The following is a 19,564-nucleotide window of genomic DNA, read 5'->3' on the forward strand; positions in this document are numbered from 1 at the left end:
CGCCACTGAAGCCACAAGAGCGGATTACGGCTATTCAAATCAACAGCGATAAAAGCCCCCCTTTCACAAGACCTTTGATGGCAAGCCTGTTTATGTACCTAAAGGTGAGTGTCTTCCGGTGTTCGGATTTAAATTTACGTCTGGTGAACGGTATTCATTCACCTATGATGTTCAATCTGATAAATCAGAGTCACATTTAGTCACGGCTGAATTTTCTTATCCCAAAGAATAAGGGGAAAAATGCCCCTTTTATTAATCGAAACTCGCTGCTATGGTCTGACATTCCCAATACTCCGTAGTGGTCTGTCAGGGTAAATTTAACTGTCATAACGGTCCCCAACAGCGTAATAAAATGAGGGTATTACTCTCCCTCCGAGGGTTAACATCAACTCCCGCCAATGACGGTGCCTGAGAAAATCTATAATTTTAATAACCTCGCGTCATTATCAGATATCGCAACGATATTACTGACGATAAATCTTACATAATAAAATAAAATGAAATCAAAATTTTAAACTTATAATCACTTTGTAAAAAACACACTCAAAATAATAATATATAAAATTCGTGAATCTCATCAAAAACCTTAATGTATTTATTTTTTAAAGGCACAAAACCATAAAAAAACCACCACCCCGGGATTACACTCGAATTTCACTTGGTTTCAATAGTAAGAATAAAATTATGAAAGTGATAAAATCAGTGGCTAAACACTCAATAAAGGCATTCGTACCCGGTTTATTATTCCTCGCTCTGCAACCGTACACGGCACAGGCCGCAGACGCCTTCAGCGCTGACTCTCCCTGGATGTTCGGCGACTGGGGAGGATTACGTTCGGACTTGCAACAAGACGGCGTGAATTTCCAGGTTGGCTATACCATGGAAGCAGCGTCCAATTTAGCAGGGGGATATCACTCATCCACCACCGCCCGCTACAGCGATCAATGGGCATTTGGCGTTAACCTCGATCTGGAAAAACTGCTGAACTGGCAGGATACGGAATTCCAGATGACGATAACCGATCGTAATGGGCAAAACCTGTCTGACCAAATAGCCGATCCCCGTACCGGTATGCTGTCATCGGTGCAGGAAGTCTATGGTCGCGGCCAGACCTGGCGACTGACGCAATTCTGGTTGAGAAAAGGGCTTTTTGACGATGTCCTTGACCTGAAAGCAGGTCGCGTCACCGTTGGCGAGGATTTCGATAACTTTGACAGCAAGTTCCAGAACCTGGCGTTCGGCAGCGGACAGGCAGGTAACTGGCGCGGCGATCACTGGTACAACTGGCCGGTCTCCCAATGGGGCGGACGCGTACGTCTGAATTTTACGCCAGAAGTGTTTATGCAGGTGGGCTTCTATAATCAGAACCCTAAGAACTACGATACCGGAAATGGCTTCCGTCTCGACTTCAGCCCGACAGAAGGTAATCTGGTTCCCGTTGAGTTGGGCTGGCAGCCTAAATTGGGCAGTGATAAATTGCCGGGCAATTACCGCATCGGTTATTACTACTCTTCCGTCAACGACAATGTCTACGGCTCATGGCATAACGGCGGCTATAATGATACCGCCCACGCCTACGGCGGCTATATTCTGGCGCAGCAACAGCTAACCGCTCAGGGCGGCAGCACCGATCGCGGTATTACGTTAACCCTTCAGGCGGTGATGAACGATCACAAAACGTCGAAAACGGATAACTACCAGTCTATCGCGATGACCTGGAAAGGCCCGTTCGACGCCCGACCACAGGATGAAATCGGCGTTGGCGCAGCGCGTATTCATGTTAACTCGGCCTATACCCGCATGCTCCGCCAACAAAACGACTTCAATGGCGAGACGGACTATAACAGCCCGACCTATCTGCCGATTCAGGATGGCGCAGAATATAACTACGAAGTTTATTACAACGTTCAGGCGACGAAATGGCTGCAGGTCCGACCGAATCTGCAATATGTTTCCGCGCCGGGCGCGGTGAGCAAAGTTGATGACGCGTTTGTTGGCGGCATCAGCGCGAACATCGCGTTCTGATATGCTGAGTGTTTGATACCGAAAACAACGGCCTCAAGGCCGTTGTTTTTTATTCGGCATGATGGAAAAATCACCCTGCCTGATACGCCGCTATCATTCGCCTCGTTCTGGTCAGGCTGTCTACTACCGCCACTTCTGACGTCACAATCGCCATTCCCGCCGATCGCAGCGCCGAGATATCCGCGGCGATACGCTGGATGCCAAACCAGAACAACCCGTCCAGCGCATTCACCTGCAGCCCATTTTCGAGAGCCAGACGCAGACGTTCACGCGGCGCCTTAACCTCCTTCGCCACCTGCAGGAAAGGCGCGGCAGAAACCGCTTCATCCCCACTGCGAATAACCCGGCTAACGAAGCGATAACGGAATTCCTCCGGCACCGTGCTGAGATCGGCCTTCAGGCTATAAACGCAGCCGCGTTTCTTGCCATTGATCACCACGTTTTTCTGATTCAGCGCCAGAGCATGACGTAACTGATCCACCAGCTGCGGGGCGCGAATGAGCAATAAGCGAAAGGGAAGTTCGAAGCTGGTGACATAATCCACGTTCAGTAAAGCCGTACGCAGGCGCGTTTCGCTATTAGCCTTTTCCTGCTGGCATTCTGCGATCACTTCCACCCACTGCCGGGTAATACGCGGGGATTCATTACGCTCGATGAACTGAAATTTTTCAATCTGGTAGTCGATACGTCCAGCCATTGCCATTCCCTGTGGTTCGCCATCTCCCCGCTAGTTTTCAGCAGATTGCACACATTCGCAAGTCACGGTATTTAGCAACGTGAATTGATGATTGAAAAACAAAAGGCCCGCTCGCTTTATCAATTAGTGGGCCCTCTCCCGGATAGCGGCGCGCTGCGCCTCATCCGGGCTACCGATTAGTGCCAGTTTGTAGCCCCGGTGAGCGAAGCGAGACCGGGGGTTTTCCCGGTTAGTGCCAGTTTGTAGCCCCGATGAGCGAAGCGCAACCGGGGGGTTCCCGGTTAGTGCCAATCTGTAGCCCCGGTAAGCGAAGCGCGACCGGGGTTTTCCCGGTTAGTGCCCATTTGTAGCCACGGTAAGCGTAGCGCGACCGGGGTTTTCCCGGTTAGTGCCAATCTGTAGCCCCGATGATCGAAGCGCAACCGGGGTTTTCCCCGTTAGTGCCCATTTGTAGCCCCGGTGAGCGAAGCGAGACCAGGGGTTCCCGGTTAGTGCCAATCTGTAGCCCCGGTAAGCGAAGCGCGACCGGGGTTTTCCCGGTTAGTGCCCATTTGTAGCCCCGGTAAGCGAAGCGCAACCGGGGGGTTCCCGGTTAGTGCCAATCTGTAGCCCCGGTAAGCGTAGCGCAACCGGGGTTTTCCCGGTTAGTGCCCATTTGTAGCCCCGGTAAGCGAAGCGCAACCGGGGTTTTCCCCGGTTAGTGCCCATTTGTAGCCACGGTAAGCGAAGCGAGACCGGGGTTTTCCCCGGTTAGTGCCCATTTGTAGCCACGGTAAGCGAAGCGAGACCGGGGTTTTCCCCGGTTAGCGCCCATTTGTAGCCACGGTAAGCGAAGCGCAACCGGGGGGTTCCCGGTTAGTGCCAATCTGTAGCCCCGGTAAGCGAAACGCGACCGGGGCCTTACTGCAACGCTTCAAGGATGTGATACGCCGCTTTCACCCGCTCCGTATTCGGGTAGCTTTTATTCGCTAGCATCACGATGCCAAGATCCTTTTGTGGGATAAAGGCCACATAGCTGCCAAAGCCGCCGGTGGAGCCGGTTTTATGCACCCAGGAAGCTTTTACCGGCGGCACTGGCGGGTTCACCTCCATGACCGGGGTGGCGGCCAACGCCACGCGATTATCACTGCCGTTGATAACCACATTAGCCGATACCGGCCAGTTCAGCATCTCCCAGCCGAGCCCCTGATACATCTCGCCAGCACGCCAGTAGCGTGACTGCGCCAGCCGGATCCCCTGTTGCAGGGTTTTCTCCCGCACCGCATCGCTGTTCATATTCGCCAGCACCCAGTGCGCCATATCCTCAATGCTCGACTTCACGCCGTAAGCCTCGGCGTCCAGTTGCCCCGGCGAAACTCGCACCGCTTTACCGTCGCGGTAGCCCCAGGCGTAATCCTTATTCTCGGAGGGCGGCACGTTAATCCAGGTATGTCTTAGCTTTAGCGGCTGCAACACTCGTTGGTTCACCGCCTGTTCGAAGCTCATGCCAGAGGGTTTAACCGCCAACGCGCCAAACAGACCGATGCTGGCATTGGCATACAGGCGTTTACTGCCCGGCGCCCACTGCGGCTGCCAGTTCTGATAGTAACGCAGCAGAGCCGCTTCATCGGCGACCTCGTCCGGCACCTGTAACGGCAGGCCGCCTGCGGTATAGGTGGCGAGATGCAGCATCGAAATGCCCTGCCACTGCTTGCCGCTCAGCTCAGGCCAGTACTTTTGCGCCGGATCGCTCAGCTTAATTTCACCACGCGCCACGGCATCGCCGCCGAGCACGCCGGTGAAAGTCTTACTAACAGAGCCCAGCTCAAATAATGTTTGTCGTGTCACCGGGCGCTGTCCATCGACATCAGCCTGGCCCCAGGTGAAATAAAAAGGTTTACCCTGATAAATCACCGCTACCGCCATGCCCGGAATCGCCTGTTGTTTCATTAATGGCGCAATGGTCTTATTCACCAGTTCATGCAGCTGTTCCGCCGTTTGCGGCGCGGCGATAGTCGAAAATGAAGCGCCCAGCAGCAGCGCGCCAGAGAGGGATTTTTTCATCATGACGTTTTTTCCGTTATTAATTTTCGCTCAATATCCAATATCGTCCGGGCCCTTCAGACGCGATCAGTGTCGAGGTTTTGCAACACAGTGACAAACTGTTAAATTTAGCAGCAGGCTTTAGTTTTTCTAACGGATAATATGATGACCCGCAGCTACCTCCCTCTGAATTCACTTCGGGCCTTTGAAACGGCCGCCCGGCATCTGAGCTTTACCCGCGCGGCGATCGAGCTCAACGTTACCCACTCCGCCATCAGCCAACATGTGAAAGCGCTGGAAGACCATCTCAACTGCCAACTGTTTGTCCGCGTGTCGCGCGGCCTCAAACTCACCACCGAGGGTGAAGGCCTGCTACCGGTGCTTAACGATTCGTTTGACAGGATCGGCGGAATGCTTGACCGCTTTACCGGCCACCAGACACAGGAGAAGCTGAAGATTGGCGTCGTCGGCACCTTCGCAACAGGCATGCTGTTCCCGCTGCTGCCAACCTTCTGGCGCGAGTTTCCGCATATCGATTTACAGATCTCCACCCATAATAACCGCGTCGATCCCGCCGCCGAAGGTCTGGATTATGTAATTCGTTTCGGCGGCGGCGCCTGGCACGATACTGAAGCGCAGTATCTGTGCGCCGCCCCGCTCTCTCCGCTATGCGCCCCATCGCTGGCCGCCGGGCTGCGCAAGCCGGAAGATATTTTGCAGTTCGCGCTGCTGCGATCTTATCGTCGCGATGAGTGGTCGGCGTGGATGCAGGCCGCGGGTGAACATCCCCCGTCGCCGACGCATCGGGTCATCGTTTTTGACTCTTCGGTTACGATGCTGGAGGCGGCGCAGAGCGGATTAGGTATCGCCATCGCGCCGGTAAAAATGTTCGGCCATTTGCTGGAGAACAAACGTATCGTGCAGCCTTTTAAGATCCATATCGACCTCGGCAGCTATTGGTTAACGCGTCTGCAATCACGCGCGGAAACGCCAGCGATGTTGGATTTTTCCCGCTGGCTGACAGAGGCATTAAAAGGGGTGAATGCAGCGGAGTCATCCGCCGTCTGAAGGCGGCTTTCGCAGCCATTAGAAATATTTGGAAATATTATCTACATAATATTCAGAACGATCAATAAAGCGGCGCGTTAGCCCGATAAGATCAGGCCAGGGTCATCGGGTCACGCTGAAAGCAAACGCTATCAAGACGATGAAAAATACCAGATTATTCGTTTTCCCGCTCCCGCAACCCCCGCTCCAGCGGCTGGCTGACTATAAAATTATTATCACCGCTAATATCAGATAAATCCGATCAAGTGCATCGTTTATGTCTATTAATTTCCTGTAATTAAGTCACCGAAGCAATCATAACACGAAAACTGTTGCGGTATATTTCAACGCGATCAACACGCCAACAACGGTTTATGGATACCCATCTGCACGGTATTCGCTTGCCGTGTTTGATTACCACAATGGTTATCCCCTTAAGTACATGGAGTTAAAATGAATAAGAAATTACTGCCAGTAGTAGCACTGATCCTGTCCGCGTCCGCTACCAGTGCTTACGCAGTTAACGGCAAGGTAAACTTTACCGGTGAAATCATCCAGTCAACCTGTACGGTAACTTCTACCGACCAGAACAAAGACGTTTTCATCGGTAAATACCCGACTACCGCATTCAACGCTGTTGGCGATGTGACCGCGTCTAAAGCGTTCACCATCAACCTGGAAAAATGCGAAGCCGGTGATTACTCCCTGCGTTTCGACGGTGCAACCGTTGCAGGTAACCCGAACCTGCTGTCCGTTGACAACGCAAAAGGCGTTGGTATCGAAATCCTGACCAACGACGAAAAAATCGTGCCGATCAACCAGAGCGCAGACGAAAATTCCCCGTGGGTTAACGTTGCAGCCACCGACGACAACAGCGGCACTGCGGTATTCAACCTGAAAGCACGCTACAAATCTTTCCTGCAAACAGTAGAAGCTGGTTCTGCTAACGCAAACGCCACCTTCACCATCGAATACAAATAATTACGGATAAACGTATTTGGCCATGGATGGCTGGTAACATTATTTGGAACGTGAAATGAAAAAGTTATTAACCGCTTTATTATTATTCGTCTCGCTGGATACCTTTGCCGGTATTCAGGTTGATCAGACTCGGGTTATTTATAACGGCGGGGAAAAATCTGCGGCGTTATCCATTCACAATGATACCGATGAAACATGGATGGTTCAGACCTGGCTTGATACCGGTGACGCCACCGCTACGCCAACTAATTTACCGATGCAGGCAATCCCACCAATTTTAAAACTGGCGGGCAATAAAGACGCTATTTTGCGCTTTGTCTATTCCGGCAGCGGCCTGCCGACCGACCGTGAATCCGTGTACTGGATTAACGTGCAGGAAATTCCACCGTCGGCGAAACAAGAGAACGTGCTGCAGATTGCCATCCGTACTCGGGTGAAGCTGTTCTATCGCCCAACAACGCTGAAAACCACCTTGCAGAAGGAAGCGCAGGCTCTAACCTGGCGCAAGCAAGGCAACCAGCTGGTGGTCACCAACAAAGGTCCGCTGCACGTGACTTTCGGCGTACTGACGCTAAAGAGCGGCGCGAAGACCTGGAAAGTGAATGCTGACATGGTGAATCCCATGGACTCTCTGAACATCAAATTGCCAGCCGGCGCGGCGGCAGCCGATCAGATGTCATTCACTTTTATTAATGATTTTGGCGGACATACGGAAATTAAAGATATCCGCATTCAGTAAGAGAGCAATACAATGGCTAGCCATAATAAAATAAGGACGATCCCTGGATGTCTGGCGCAGCAAGTTCGCTATGCTGTTTACGCCTCGACAATGTCATTACTGGCGACACCATTTGTCAATGCCGAAGAGCAATTCAATACCTCTTTCATCCGCGGGGCAAATAACGCCTCGCTGGTGCAAAATCTCTCCAACGGCGATGATATTTTACCGGGTAAATATGCCTTCGATATTTATCTGAATAAAAATCGCGTCGATCACCGGGAAATAGAATTTAAAAAAGATGCCCCCAACACTCCCGGCTATTTCTGTTTAGATGCTGACAGCTATCGTTCATACGGCGTGCTGGTGCCGGAAACTGCCGGCAGCGGCGCCTGCTACGACCTGGTGAAAAACATTGCCGGTAGTAGCGTCAGCTGGAACGCCGCGCTGCAGGAGCTGAACATCTCCGTTCCGCAAACCGAACTCGAAGCGCGTCCGCAGGGCGAGATTTCGCCGCTGGTCTATGACGACGGCATCAATGCGGGCTTCGTCAACTATGCGTTTAGCGGCAGTCACTCCCGTTTTTCCAGCGGCAGTGGCAAGCAGGACAGCGACTATTACTTCCTGAGCCTGAACAACGGTATTAACCTCGGCGCGTGGCGTTTTCGCAATACTTCTTCCCTGTCGAAACAGACCGGGCAAAAAGAGCAGTGGAACCCGATTTCCACCTGGGCGGAAACCGATATCGTGTCGTGGCGCAGCCGCGTGCAAATTGGCCAGAGCAACACCAATAACAACGTCTTCGACAGCTTCCAGTTCCGCGGCGCGCAGATCTCCAGCGTCCCGGAAATGCTGCCGGACAGCCGTCGCGGCTACGCGCCGGTGGTGCGCGGCGTCGCCAATACCAACGCCCGCGTCGAAGTCCGTCAGAACGGCTACACCGTTTACAGCACCGTGGTGCCGCCAGGCCCCTTCGCGCTAACCGATATCTCGCCGAGCACCCTCAGCGGCGACTTAGCCGTCACGGTTATCGAGGCGGATGGATCACGCCACAGCTTTACCCTGCCCTTCTCGTCCGTGCCGAACATGCTGCGTGACGGGATCTGGGAATACCAGGTGACCGCGGGTAAATACCACGACGGCACCAATAACTATCAGCCGCAATTTATCCAGGGCACCGTCGCTCACGGCGCGGGCTCCGACTATACGCCATACGGCGGGATTATCATGGCCGAGCACTATCGCTCCGGCGTGGTCGGGCTGGGTAAAAACATGGGCGAATACGGCGCGGCTTCGGTTGACGCCTCATGGTCCGATACCGACCTGGCGTCCGGCGACAATAAGCGCGGCGCCAGCGTGCGTTTCCTCTACTCCAAATCGCTGAACACCCTCGGTACCGATGTGCAAATCGCCGGTTATCGGTACTCGACGTCAGGCTTCTATGACTTCTCCGACGCGGTAGCGGAACGCAACAACTGGCAGAATGGTTTCTACCACACCCAGTATTACGATCAGAGCGACGATCGGAGCGGCGCGCCGGACTGGGCCACGCAAAATCAGCGTCGTCGTTACTACGACTCACAACAGTACAACAACAAACGCCAGCGCGTTGAGATGACGGTCAACCAGCACATCGCCGGCGCGTCGCTGTACGCGACCTTTATTCGTCAGAACTACTGGAATACTCAAGCCTATGACCGCACCATCCAGACCGGTTTTAACACCACCTGGAATCGGGTGAGCCTGGGCGTGTTTTACCAGAACAGCCGCAGTAACTACGGCTACAGCGACAACAGCGTTAACCTGAACGTCTCGATTCCGATCAATATTTTCGGCCCGGACCACGAAAGCACCGTTAACTTTAACGCCACCAACAGCAAGCAGAGCGGTAGCGGTTACAGCGCGGGGATGAGCGGTACGCTGCTGGACGACAACCGCATGAACTACTTCGTGCAGAGCGGCCACACCCAGCACGGCGGCGACACCAGCCTGGTGAACCTCGGTTATCTGGGTAGCATGGGCAACGTCGATCTGGGCTACAGCTACAACAACAACTATCAGCAGACCTCGCTGAACGTCTCCGGCGGTGTGGTCGCGCACTCCGGCGGGGTGACGCTGTCGCAGCCGCTGCAAAACACTTTCGTGGTGGTGAAAGCGAAAGGCGCGGAAGGTGTGCGTCTGGAAAACCAGCCAGGGGTGGCGATTGACCGCTTCGGCTACGCGGTGCTGACCTCCGCCATGCCGTATCGCCATAACCGCGTCGCGCTGCGTACGTCGGATATCGGCAACGGTCTGGAAATCCCGCTGGCGGCGAAAGATATCGTACCGACTCAGCGCGCCATCGGCCGCGTAACCTTTGAAACGCACCTCGGCCAGAGTCTGCTGATCCACGCCAAACTGGCGGACGGTAGCGTACCTGTGATTGGCGCGAACATTTTCGGCCAGAACGGCGAACATGTCGGCGTGGTCGGTACCCGCGGCGAAGCCTACGTTTCCGGCGTCCAGAGCGGCGACCGTCTGCAGATGAAATGGGGCGACGATGCCGACGCTTCCTGCAGCTTGACGGTACCAGAGTTACCTGCGATTCAAGCCGATCAACCCGGTGGTTATCAGGTCGTCTCACTGACCTGTCAATAACATGAAAGGACAATTAGTGATGTGGAAGTTTACCCTCTTATCCCGCGCCGGACTGACGCTGCTGGTACTCTCAAGCGCGCTGTTTTCCACCAGCAGCTTCGCGCTGAGCTGTAAGAAAAACGGTACCGAAGTCAGCCAGATTATTACGTTGAACGATCAAATTAATGTCTCCACGGCCAACTTAACGGCAGGTGCGGTGTTATGGCGTTCGCCGACATTTACCTCCACCTTTACCTGTAAAGATACCGAGAACCATCCGGAAGGCGAAGATGCCTATCTGTACTGGGACCCTGTCGGCCGTATGCAGAGTATCCACAACTCTCTGGAGGTCGGCGTGACTTACCTGAGTACGGATATTAAGCCGGTAAAGGGCAGCCGAACCGACATCGGCCCAGGTACTGTCTGTAACCGACGCAACGGCCGCTGCCAACCGCCAGCGATCTCACAGACCTTCACGGTGACCTACTCCGTTTACATTAAGGCGACCGGCAACCCGCCGCCGTCTAACGGCGTCATTAACGATACGAACACCTATGCCATCTTCCAGGTCGATGGCGTGGGCGGTCTGAACAACAAAGAAGGCAGCAACTTCCGGGCTTATGTCAATGGCTTAGGCAACATCCGCTTTATCGCCTGTAACCCGAAAATCACCGTATCGGCGAACAACGGTTCAACGGTCAACTTCGGCAGCATCCCGGCGCGCAACGCCGTGGTCGGCGCCATCGAAAAACAGGTTCCGTTCAGCGTACGCGCCGACCTGACCGGCGCCGGCCAGGATTGCCAGGGGCAGACCTTAATGGCCAGCTTCAGCACCATGCAGCCGACCCAGGACGCCACCACCATTCTGCCATCCAACGATAGCGGTTTTGGCATCCTGCTCTCCCGCGCGGATGCGCCGACCGCCTGGTTGACCATGAACACACCGACGCCGCTGGGCTTTATCAACGGCAGCGTCGTCGAGAGCAACTTCCTGGCCAGCCTGAAATGGCTAAGCGCGAAGCCTAAAATCGGCACCTTTAATGCGACTGCCAATATCGACGTTACTTTTAAATAGTGAAGCCAAATGCCGCTGACCACCACCGAATCTACCGGGTTACGCTATGTTTTTCAGCCGATGTTCAACCGCGAAGGCAAAATGATCGCAGTGGAATGTTTGACCCGGTTTGCTCGTCACGAGCCTGCCAGTCCGCAAGAAATAGAACGGTTTTTCAGTGAGGCATCGGAATCACTGCGCGCCCGCATCCTGCTCGAACAGATTGAGCTGGTCAGGCAACACCAGCAGTGGTTCCGCCAAAATGAAGTGATAGTCACGCTAAACGTCGATGAGTCAACGCTCCCGATGCTGCAGGATGATTTTATCGCCGAGTGCGTGCAAACCATCGGCTGCCTGCATTTTGAGGTCAATGAATTCTCCAACACCCTGGTGAAGCGTAACCCGACGATCGATGCCCTGACGGACAAATACTCCTTCTGGCTGGATGATTTCGGCGCCGGTTACGCCGGGTTTGCCGCCCTGACGGCGCAGCCGTTTCGCTATATCAAAACCGATAAAAACCTACTCTGGAGCCTGCTGGAAAAGAAAAACGGCCAGCAGTTGATGGATTCGCTGCTGCACTATTTTCACGCCAATCAGTATCAGGTGGTCGTCGAAGGTATTGAAACCGAAGCTCACCTGCAGTGGCTGGAAAATATGCCGTGGTTCGCCCTGCAGGGGCTGTTATGGCGCGAGAAAACCATTGAAGCCTTAGTCGCCAGCGTTGACGAGTAATCTCCTTTCTTTCCCCGGATAAGCCCATCGCACCGACTATCCGGGTTGTTCAGTTGTTCTCGCACGCCGTCAAAATCAATATAACCAACTAATTTAGCTCTCTTTTATTCACATTTCTCCGCAATACCCCCGCCCTTCATATTGTTAATTTATTGTTGCTGAAGATCACAAAAATTAAACAATATGGCCATTTCATACGCATTTTTCAAAAATGTAGATATTTTTAATTTATGGCTACGAAATGAGCATCACCCCGACTCTCTGACGCTACCTGAGGAATGATTCTGATGAATGCACTGACCGCCGTAAAATCTCATGCTGATGATTTGGCCCGCAGCGACACCGGTTTTTCTTTCGCCCCCTCGGCGCAATCGCCGCGTCTGCTGGAACTGACGTTCACCGCCGCCACAACTGCGCAATTCATCAAACAGGTCGCGCAGTGGCCGGTGCAGGCGCTGGAATATAAATCTTTCTTACGCTTCCAGGTCGGCAAGATCCTCGACGATCTGTGCGGCAACCAACTACAGCCTTTGTTGCTCAAAACCCTGCTCGATCGTGCGGAAGGCGCGCTGCTGATCAACGGTGAAGGGATCGATAACGTTGCCCAGGCCGATGAGATGGTCAAGCTGGCCACCGCCGTCGCACATTTAATCGGCCGCTCCAATTTCGACGCCATGAGCAGCCAGTACTATGCCCGTTTTGTTGTTAAAAACGTCGATAACTCAGATAGCTACTTACGCCAGCCGCATCGCGTCATGGAACTGCACAACGACGGTACCTACGTCGAAGAACAAACCGATTACGTACTGATGATGAAAATCGACGAGCAGAACATGCAGGGCGGCAACTCGCTGCTGCTGCACCTTGATGACTGGGAGCATATCGACGAATTCTTCCGCGATCCGCTGGCGCGTCGCCCGATGCGCTGGGCCGCGCCGCCGAGCAAAAATGTCAGCAAAGATGTCTTCCATCCGGTTTTCGACGCCGACCAGCAGGGTCGCCCGGTGATGCGCTATATCGACCAATTCGTACAGCCGAAAGATTTCGAAGAAGGCACCTGGCTGAGCCGCCTGTCCGACGCGCTGGAAACCAGCAAAAACATTCTTTCCGTACCGGTGCCGGTGGGGAAATTCCTGTTGATTAACAACCTGTTCTGGCTGCACGGCCGCGACCGCTTTACCCCGCATCCGGACCTGCGTCGTGAATTGATGCGCCAGCGCGGCTACTTTGCGTATTCCACGAATCATTACCAGACTCATCAATAAGGTTTTTCAGGCGAAGGAATTGAGCGGATGTATGATTTCGTGATTATCGGCGGCGGCATTATCGGCATGTCGACCGCCATGCAGTTAATTGAGATTTACCCGGACGCCCGCATTGCGCTGCTGGAAAAAGAGTCCGCCCCGGCCTGTCATCAGACCGGGCATAACAGCGGCGTGATTCATGCCGGGGTTTATTACACCCCCGGCAGCCTAAAAGCGCAATTCTGCCTCGCCGGCAACCGCGCCACCAAAGCCTTTTGCGAGCAGAACGGCATCCGCTATGACGTTTGCGGCAAGATGCTGGTCGCCACCTCGCCGCTGGAAATGGAGCGGATGCGCGCGCTGTGGGACCGCACCGCCGCCAATGGCCTGCAGCGGGAATGGCTAAGCGCCGGTGAGTTACACGAACGTGAGCCGAACATCAGCGGACTTGGCGGGATCTTCGTCCCATCCAGCGGCATTGTCAGCTACCGCGAAGTGACCGCAGCGATGGCGAAGATCTTCGAATCCAAAGGCGGCACGATCGTCTACGGCGCTGAAGTCAGCGCCCTGAAAGAACACGCCGACGGCGTGGCGATCCACACTCGTCAGGGCGAGGAATATGAAGCGTCAACATTAATAACCTGCTCTGGTCTGATGGCAGACCGGCTGGTGAAAATGCTCGGTGTCGATCCCGGCTTTATCATCTGCCCGTTCCGCGGCGAATATTTCCAGCTCGCGCCGCAGCATAATCAGATAGTCAACCATCTGATCTATCCGATCCCCGATCCGGCGATGCCGTTCCTCGGCGTCCATCTGACCCGCATGATCGACGGCAGCGTCACCGTGGGCCCCAATGCGGTGCTGGCGTTGAAACGCGAAGGCTATCGCAAGCGTGACATTTCGCTGAGCGACACCCTGGAAATTCTGACTTCGCCCGGCATCCGCCGGGTACTGCAAAACAACCTGCGCTCCGGGCTTGGCGAAATGAAAAATTCGCTATGTCGAAGCGGCTATCTGCGGCTGGTGCAGAAATACTGCCCGAGCCTGACGCTGAACGATCTGCGTCCGTGGCCTGCTGGCGTGCGCGCGCAGGCGGTGTCGCCGCAGGGCAAGCTGATCGACGATTTCCTTTTCGTGACCACCGCACGATCGATTCATACCTGCAACGCACCGTCGCCAGCAGCCACTTCGGCTATCCCGATCGGCGCGCATATCGTCAGCAAGGTACAAACCTTGCTGGAAAGCCAGAGCAATCCCGGACGCACGCTGCGTGCGGCACGTAGCGTGGAGACACTACACGCCGCTTTTACTCGTTAACCCCCTTAAGACAGGAAGCGATTATGCAACTCAAAGATGCAACTCTATTTCGCCAGCAGGCGCTGATTGACGGCCAGTGGCGCGATGCGCGAAATAGCGACGTGATTGCGGTGACCAACCCCGCCAACGGCCAGCAGCTGGGCAGCGTACCGAAAATGGGCGCCGACGAAACCCGCGACGCCATCGACGCCGCCAACCGCGCCCTGCCCGCCTGGCGCGCCCTGACCGCCAAAGAACGCGCCACGATTCTGCGCCGCTGGTTTGATTTGATGATGGAGCACCAGGACGACCTCGCGCGCCTGATGACGCTCGAACAAGGTAAACCACTAGCGGAAGCCAAAGGCGAAATCAGCTACGCCGCCTCCTTTATTGAATGGTTCGCCGAAGAAGGCAAACGCATTTATGGAGACACCATTCCGGGCCATCAGGCCGACAAACGCCTGATCGTTATTAAGCAGCCAATCGGCGTCACCGCCGCTATCACGCCGTGGAACTTCCCGGCGGCGATGATCACCCGTAAAGCAGGCCCGGCGCTGGCCGCTGGCTGCACGATGGTGCTGAAACCCGCCAGCCAGACGCCGTTTTCCGCCCTGGCGCTCGCCGAACTGGCTAATCGCGCCGGCATCCCGGCCGGGGTCTTCAACGTGGTTACCGGCTCCGCCGGGGCCGTCGGCAACGAATTGACCAGCAACCCGCTGGTACGCAAGCTCTCCTTCACCGGCTCAACGGAAATCGGCCGTCTGCTGATGGAACAGTGCGCCAAAGACATCAAGAAAGTGTCGCTGGAGCTCGGCGGCAACGCGCCGTTCATCGTCTTTGACGACGCCGACCTTGATAAGGCCGTCGAAGGGGCGCTGGCGTCAAAATTCCGCAATGCCGGGCAGACCTGTGTCTGCGCCAACCGCCTGTACGTACAGGACGGCGTGTATGACCGCTTCGCCGAAAAACTGCAGCAGGCGGTGGAAAAATTACAAATCGGCGACGGCCTGCAGGACGGTATCACCACCGGCCCGCTGATCGACGATAAAGCGGTGGCCAAAGTCGAAGAACATATTGCCGACGCCCTTGCCAAAGGCGCGCGCATCGTCACCGGCGGCAAACCCCATGCGCTCGGCGGCAACTTCTTCCAGCCGACGATTCTGGTCGACGTCCCGAGTAGCGCCAAAGTGGCGAAAGAAGAGACCTTCGGCCCGCTGGCGCCGCTGTTCCGCTTTAAAGATGAAGCCGATGTGATCGCGCAGGCCAACGATACCGAATTCGGCCTCGCCGCCTATTTCTACGCCCGCGATCTGAGCCGCGTCTTCCGCGTCGGCGAAGCGCTGGAGTACGGCATCGTCGGCATCAATACCGGCATTATCTCCAACGAAGTCGCGCCGTTCGGCGGTATTAAAGCCTCGGGGCTAGGCCGCGAAGGCTCGAAGTACGGCATCGAAGATTATTTAGAAATCAAATACATGTGTATCGGCCTTTAACAGGAGAACAGGACATGACCAGCAATAAAGAGTTAATGCAGCGTCGCAGCGACGCGGTGCCGCGCGGCGTCGGGCAAATCCACCCCATCTTCGCCGAACGTGCAGAGAACTGCCGGGTATGGGACGTTGAAGGCCGTGAATATCTCGATTTCGCCGGCGGCATTGCAGTACTGAACACCGGCCACCTGCACCCGGAGGTGATCGCCGCGGTAGAAAGCCAACTGAAGAAACTCACCCACACCTGCTTCCAGGTCCTGGCCTATGAACCCTATCTGCAACTCTGCGAAATCATGAACCAGAAAGTGCCCGGCGATTTCGCGAAGAAAACACTGCTGGTGACCACCGGCTCGGAAGCCGTGGAAAACGCGGTCAAAATCGCCCGCGCGGCGACCGGGCGCAGCGGCACCATCGCCTTTACCGGCGCCTATCATGGCCGTACCCACTACACCCTGTCGCTGACCGGTAAGGTCAACCCGTATTCCGCAGGCATGGGGTTGATGCCGGGCCACGTATATCGCGCTCTCTACCCGTGTGCGCTGCACGGCGTCAGCGATGACGACGCTATCGCCAGCATTCAGCGGATCTTCAAAAACGATGCCGCGCCGGAAGATATCGCCGCCATCGTCATTGAACCCGTACAGGGCGAAGGCGGTTTCTACGCCGCCTCCCCGGCTTTTATGCAGCGCCTGCGCGCGCTGTGCGACGAACACGGCATTATGCTGATCGCTGATGAGGTGCAGAGCGGCGCGGGCCGTACCGGTACGCTGTTCGCCATGGAACAAATGGGCGTCGCGCCGGATATCACCACCTTCGCGAAATCGATCGCCGGCGGCTTCCCGCTGGCGGGCGTCACCGGGCGCGCGGAAGTGATGGACGCCATCGCCCCTGGCGGGCTGGGCGGCACCTATGCCGGTAACCCTGTCGCCTGCGCCGCCGCGCTGGCGGTACTGAAAATCTTCGAGCAGGAGAATCTGCTGGAAAAAGCCAATCAGCTTGGCGACAAGTTGCGTAAAGGTTTGCTGAATATCGCTGAAGCGCACTGCGAGATCGGCGACGTTCGCGGACTGGGGGCGATGATTGCCATCGAGCTCTTTGAAGCAGGCGACCACAGCAAACCAAACGCCAAACTCACCGCGGATATCGTCGCCCGCGCGCGCGACAAAGGCCTGATCCTGCTCTCCTGCGGGCCGTACTACAACGTCCTGCGTATTCTGGTGCCGCTGACTATTGAAGATGCGCAGATCGAGCAGGGGCTGAAGATTATCGCCGACTGCTTCAACGAAGCTAAACAACGCTAACACTCCTCCACCGGGTGGCGACGCGAAGACGTCCCATCCGGTCGCCTGTCGGCCGGATAAGGCGCAACCGCCATCCGGCAAACGGTGCCAAAAAACAAGAAAAGGGGTTAATGATGGGGCAACTGTCGCAATCACATGAGTTAGGGGGCGGGCTGAAATCACGGCACGTCACCATGTTATCTATTGCCGGTGTTATCGGCGCAAGTTTGTTTGTCGGTTCCAGCGTCGCCATTGCCGAAGCAGGCCCGGCGGTGCTGCTCTCCTACCTGTTTGCCGGGTTATTGGTGGTGATGATTATGCGGATGCTGGCCGAAATGGCCGTCGCCACCCCGGATACCGGCTCCTTTTCGACCTACGCCGATAAAGCGATCGGGCGCTGGGCTGGCTATACCATCGGCTGGCTATACTGGTGGTTCTGGGTACTGGTGATCCCGCTGGAAGCCAATATTGCCGCCATTATTCTCAACTCATGGATCCCCGGCGTACCGGTGTGGCTGTTCTCGCTGGTCATCACCCTCGCCCTTACCGGCAGCAACCTGCTGAGCGTCAAGAACTACGGCGAATTCGAGTTCTGGTTGGCTATTTGCAAAGTGATCGCCATTTTGGCGTTTATCGTGCTGGGTGCGATCGCCATCACCGGCTTCTACCCTTACGCCGAAGTGAGCGGAATTTCCCGCCTGTGGGACCACGGCGGCTTTATGCCTAACGGTTTCGGCGCGGTACTCAGTGCGATGCTTATCACCATGTTCTCGTTTATGGGCGCGGAAATCGTCACCATCGCCGCCGCCGAATCGGATACGCCGGACAAACACATCGTCCGCGCGACCAATTCGGTCATCTGGCGTATCTCAATTTTCTATCTGTGCTCGATTTTCGTGGTGGTCGCGCTGATCCCGTGGAACATGCCGGGACTGAAAAGCGTGGGTTCATACCGTTCAGTGCTGGAGTTACTGCATATCCCGTACGCCAAACTGATTATGGACGGCGTGATCCTGTTATCGGTAACCAGTTGCCTGAACTCGGCACTGTATACCGCTTCGCGGATGCTCTATTCCCTGAGCCGTCGCGGCGATGCGCCAGCAATGATGGGCAAAACCAATCGCAGCAAAACGCCGTACGTGGCGGTGCTGCTCTCTACCGGCGCGGCCTTCCTTACCGTCGTGGTGAACTACTATGCGCCAGCCAAAGTGTTTAAGTTCCTGATCGACAGCTCCGGCGCTATCGCCCTGCTGGTCTATCTGGTTATCGCGATTTCGCAGCTACGGATGCGTAAAATCCTGCTGGCGAAAGGCGGCGAGATTCGCCTCAAAATGTGGCTGTACCCGTGGCTCACCTGGCTGGTTATCGCCTTTATCACCTTCGTTCTGGTGGTGATGCTGTTCCGTCCGGCGCAGCAGCTGGAAGTGATTTCCACCGGTGTGCTGGCGATCGCCATCATCTGCACCGTGCCGATTATGTCGCGCTGGAAAAAGCTGCTATTGTGGCAAAAACTACCGCTGCAAAATACGCGTTAACCCTGTTCCCGGCGCAAGCCGGGAAGTTTGTTCAGGAGTAAGACCATGACCGCCATTCCGCAAGCGACGGCCATTGATGGATACCGCTGGCTAAAGAACGACATCATTCGCGGCGTTTATCAGCCTGATGAAAAATTGCGTATGAGCCTGCTGACGTCACGCTATGAGCTTGGCGTCGGGCCGCTGCGAGAAGCGCTCTCACAGCTGGTGGCCGAGCGGCTGGTCACGGTGGTCAATCAAAAAGGCTACCGCGTCGCCTCGATGTCCGAGGCGGAACTCCTCGATATCTTTGATGCCCGCGCCAATATGGAAGCCATGCTGGTGCGCCTCGCCATTGAGCGCGGCGGCGATGAATGGGAAGCCGAGCTGTTGGCCCGCGCGCATCTGCTCAATAAGCTGGAGTCCTGCGAGGCCAGCGAACATCTGCTCGATGAATGGGATCAGCGCCACCAGGCGTTTCACACCGCCATCGTCGCGGGCTGCGGCTCGCAGTATCTGCTGCAGATGCGCGAACGGCTATTCGATTTGGCGGCGCGTTACCGTTTCATCTGGCTACGCACCACCGTGTTGTCGGTGGAAATGCTGGAAGATAAACATGTCCAGCACCAAACGCTGCTGGAGGCGATTCTGGCGCGCGACGCCGCGCGGGCCAGCGCGCTGATGCGCGAGCACTTATTAACCCCCATCCCGATTATCCAACAGGCGATGGCCGGTAAACTGCTGTCGCAGCAATCCGGCGTCACTTCTCAGGAATAATTCTCATTTTTATCGCCGCGCAACGCCCTCGGGGGCGTTCGAAGCGCACAGCCGCCTGGGATTCGTAG

The 19,564-nt window shown here is 55.6% G+C and carries 15 protein-coding genes; 13 read left to right on the forward strand and 2 right to left on the reverse strand.

All coding sequences use genetic code 11. The annotated features are described in order from the left end of the window. Nucleotides 1-684 precede the first annotated feature (684 nt). Nucleotides 685-2,025 carry a carbohydrate porin gene (locus tag PYR66_18485; GenBank protein WEF27262.1) on the forward strand — a complete coding sequence of 447 codons (1,341 nt, stop codon included), beginning with the start codon at nt 685-687 and terminating at the stop codon, nt 2,023-2,025. A 70-nt stretch (nt 2,026-2,095) separates the two neighbouring features. Here PYR66_18485 and PYR66_18490 read toward each other — a convergent pair whose 3' ends face one another. Next, the gene (locus PYR66_18490) at nt 2,096-2,722 is read right to left on the reverse strand and encodes a helix-turn-helix domain-containing protein (GenBank protein WEF27263.1); all 627 of its coding nucleotides are present in this window, start codon (nt 2,720-2,722) and stop codon (nt 2,096-2,098) included. Between the two features lie 900 nt (nt 2,723-3,622). Continuing rightward, nucleotides 3,623-4,768, reverse strand: coding sequence for a CMY2/MIR/ACT/EC family class C beta-lactamase (gene ampC / locus PYR66_18495; GenBank protein ID WEF27264.1), 1,146 nt, complete (start codon nt 4,766-4,768; stop codon nt 3,623-3,625). 141 nt (nt 4,769-4,909) lie between these two features. Here ampC and ampR point away from each other — a divergent pair, with 141 nt between their 5' ends. The 12 genes from ampR to csiR all read left to right on the forward strand — a co-directional run bounded on the left by ampR (nt 4,910) and on the right by csiR (nt 19,496). After that, nucleotides 4,910-5,812 (forward strand): LysR family transcriptional regulator AmpR, encoded by a 903-nt coding sequence (gene ampR / locus PYR66_18500; protein WEF30498.1) that lies wholly within the window; start codon nt 4,910-4,912, stop codon nt 5,810-5,812. A 432-nt stretch (nt 5,813-6,244) separates the two neighbouring features. Then, nucleotides 6,245-6,772, forward strand: a complete 528-nt coding sequence (locus PYR66_18505; protein ID WEF27265.1) for a fimbrial protein — start codon at nt 6,245-6,247, stop codon at nt 6,770-6,772. A 55-nt stretch (nt 6,773-6,827) separates the two neighbouring features. Further along, nucleotides 6,828-7,511: a molecular chaperone gene (locus PYR66_18510; GenBank protein ID WEF27266.1), complete on the forward strand. Its 684-nt coding sequence runs from the start codon at nt 6,828-6,830 to the stop codon at nt 7,509-7,511. 90 nt (nt 7,512-7,601) lie between these two features. Beyond that, the gene (locus PYR66_18515) at nt 7,602-10,127 is read left to right on the forward strand and encodes a fimbrial biogenesis outer membrane usher protein (protein WEF30499.1); all 2,526 of its coding nucleotides are present in this window, start codon (nt 7,602-7,604) and stop codon (nt 10,125-10,127) included. 19 nt (nt 10,128-10,146) lie between these two features. After that, a complete protein-coding gene (locus PYR66_18520) occupies nt 10,147-11,181 on the forward strand; it encodes a fimbrial protein (protein WEF27267.1) in 1,035 nt (344 codons plus the stop codon). 9 nt (nt 11,182-11,190) lie between these two features. After that, complete coding sequence (locus PYR66_18525) at nt 11,191-11,895, forward strand: EAL domain-containing protein (GenBank protein ID WEF27268.1); 705 nt, start codon at nt 11,191-11,193, stop codon at nt 11,893-11,895. A 287-nt stretch (nt 11,896-12,182) separates the two neighbouring features. Continuing rightward, nucleotides 12,183-13,160, forward strand: coding sequence for a glutarate dioxygenase GlaH (glaH, locus tag PYR66_18530; protein ID WEF27269.1), 978 nt, complete (start codon nt 12,183-12,185; stop codon nt 13,158-13,160). 27 nt (nt 13,161-13,187) lie between these two features. Continuing rightward, entirely contained in the window at nt 13,188-14,456 is a 1,269-nt protein-coding gene (gene lhgO, locus PYR66_18535) for an L-2-hydroxyglutarate oxidase (protein WEF27270.1), read from the forward strand. A 23-nt stretch (nt 14,457-14,479) separates the two neighbouring features. Then, complete coding sequence (gabD, locus tag PYR66_18540; GenBank protein ID WEF27271.1) at nt 14,480-15,928, forward strand: NADP-dependent succinate-semialdehyde dehydrogenase; 1,449 nt, start codon at nt 14,480-14,482, stop codon at nt 15,926-15,928. Between the two features lie 14 nt (nt 15,929-15,942). Continuing rightward, the gene (gene gabT / locus PYR66_18545) at nt 15,943-17,226 is read left to right on the forward strand and encodes a 4-aminobutyrate--2-oxoglutarate transaminase (GenBank protein WEF27272.1); all 1,284 of its coding nucleotides are present in this window, start codon (nt 15,943-15,945) and stop codon (nt 17,224-17,226) included. Between the two features lie 113 nt (nt 17,227-17,339). Continuing rightward, entirely contained in the window at nt 17,340-18,740 is a 1,401-nt protein-coding gene (gabP, locus tag PYR66_18550; GenBank protein ID WEF30500.1) for a GABA permease, read from the forward strand. A gap of 45 nt (nt 18,741-18,785) precedes the next feature. Continuing rightward, on the forward strand, nt 18,786-19,496 hold the full coding sequence (gene csiR / locus PYR66_18555; protein WEF27273.1) for a DNA-binding transcriptional regulator CsiR: 711 nt from the start codon (nt 18,786-18,788) through the stop codon (nt 19,494-19,496). The last annotated feature ends 68 nt before the right edge of the window (nt 19,497-19,564 follow it).

The organism is Klebsiella aerogenes, assembly GCA_029027985.1.
Classification (GTDB): domain Bacteria; phylum Pseudomonadota; class Gammaproteobacteria; order Enterobacterales; family Enterobacteriaceae; genus Klebsiella; species Klebsiella aerogenes_A.

Coding starts and splice junctions, on each gene's coding strand:
- gabP (WEF30500.1), top strand. CDS start 17,340: ATGGGGCAACTGTCGCAATCACATGAGTTAGGGGGCGGGCTGAAATCA.
- PYR66_18485 (WEF27262.1), top strand. CDS start 685: ATGAAAGTGATAAAATCAGTGGCTAAACACTCAATAAAGGCATTCGTA.
- PYR66_18525 (WEF27268.1), top strand. CDS start 11,191: ATGCCGCTGACCACCACCGAATCTACCGGGTTACGCTATGTTTTTCAG.
- PYR66_18520 (WEF27267.1), top strand. CDS start 10,147: ATGTGGAAGTTTACCCTCTTATCCCGCGCCGGACTGACGCTGCTGGTA.
- gabT (WEF27272.1), top strand. CDS start 15,943: ATGACCAGCAATAAAGAGTTAATGCAGCGTCGCAGCGACGCGGTGCCG.
- gabD (WEF27271.1), top strand. CDS start 14,480: ATGCAACTCAAAGATGCAACTCTATTTCGCCAGCAGGCGCTGATTGAC.
- PYR66_18510 (WEF27266.1), top strand. CDS start 6,828: ATGAAAAAGTTATTAACCGCTTTATTATTATTCGTCTCGCTGGATACC.
- ampC (WEF27264.1), bottom strand. CDS start 4,768: ATGATGAAAAAATCCCTCTCTGGCGCGCTGCTGCTGGGCGCTTCATTT.
- PYR66_18490 (WEF27263.1), bottom strand. CDS start 2,722: ATGGCTGGACGTATCGACTACCAGATTGAAAAATTTCAGTTCATCGAG.
- PYR66_18515 (WEF30499.1), top strand. CDS start 7,602: ATGTCATTACTGGCGACACCATTTGTCAATGCCGAAGAGCAATTCAAT.
- csiR (WEF27273.1), top strand. CDS start 18,786: ATGACCGCCATTCCGCAAGCGACGGCCATTGATGGATACCGCTGGCTA.
- glaH (WEF27269.1), top strand. CDS start 12,183: ATGAATGCACTGACCGCCGTAAAATCTCATGCTGATGATTTGGCCCGC.
- ampR (WEF30498.1), top strand. CDS start 4,910: ATGACCCGCAGCTACCTCCCTCTGAATTCACTTCGGGCCTTTGAAACG.
- PYR66_18505 (WEF27265.1), top strand. CDS start 6,245: ATGAATAAGAAATTACTGCCAGTAGTAGCACTGATCCTGTCCGCGTCC.
- lhgO (WEF27270.1), top strand. CDS start 13,188: ATGTATGATTTCGTGATTATCGGCGGCGGCATTATCGGCATGTCGACC.